This is a genomic window from Nonomuraea montanisoli (genome assembly GCF_013363975.1).
GTDB lineage: Bacteria > Actinomycetota > Actinomycetes > Streptosporangiales > Streptosporangiaceae > Nonomuraea > Nonomuraea montanisoli.
Genome location: NZ_JABWGN010000047.1, coordinates 1 through 868, shown reverse-complemented (window position 1 = coordinate 868; position 868 = coordinate 1). Strand labels below are relative to the sequence as shown.

At 68.9% G+C, this 868-nt stretch carries 1 protein-coding gene; it reads right to left on the bottom strand.

Translation table 11 applies throughout. The features are described 5' to 3' along the window. Positions 1-868 (bottom strand): IS481 family transposase (locus HTZ77_RS44905; RefSeq protein WP_175595917.1); only part of this gene is annotated, 868 nt, incomplete at both ends.

The following is an 868-nucleotide window of genomic DNA, read 5'->3' as shown; positions in this document are numbered from 1 at the left end:
TGTATTGACCCGCAGGGTTGTTGACGCGGGTGATCGGTGGTTGGCCTCCGAGCGCGGTGTGGCAGCGGTGGTGGTTGTAGGTGTGCAGGAAGTCTTGCAGAGCGGCGGTGCGTTCGTCGTTGCTGGCGTAGGGGCGGATGTAGGCCCATTCCTCCAGCAGGGTGCGGTTGAAGCGTTCGACCTTGCCGTTGGTTTGTGGCCGGTAGGCGCGGGTGCGTTTGCCGGTCGCGCCGAGATCGGCCAGGGCTCGCTGCCAGGCGGTTGCTTTGCGGTAGCTCCAGGCGTTGTCGGTCAGGACGCGCTCGATGTGGCTGATGCCGCAGGTGGCGAAGAAGGCCGCTGCCCGGCGCAGGAACGCGGCGCAGGTGGCGGCTTTCTCGTCGGGGTGGATCTCGCTGTAGGCGATGCGGGTGTGGTCGTCGACGGCCGAGTGGATGTAGTCGAAGCCGGTGCTTCGACGCCGGTCGGGACAGGCTGCCCGGCCCAGGGCGCGCCAGCCTCCGCCGTCGGGGATACGGCCGAGCTTCTTCACATCGATGTGCACCAGTTCGCCGGGCCGGTCGCGTTCGTAGCGGCGGATCGGCTGGCCGGTGGGCCGATCGAGGCAGACCAGGCGGTGCAGGTTGTGGCGGGTCAGGATGCGATGCACGGTGGAAGGTGCCAGGCCGAGGATCGGCCCGATCCGAGCCGGGCCGAGCTTGCCAGTGGTGCGTAAGTGGCACACCTTGGCCTCCACGTCCGCCGCGGTGCGGTGCGGGGTCGTATGGGGCCGGCTGGAGCGGTCGTGCAAGCCCGCTTCGCCATGGTCGCGCCATCGACGTACCCACTTGTAGGCCGTGGGCCGGGAGATGCCCATCTCGGCGGCCAC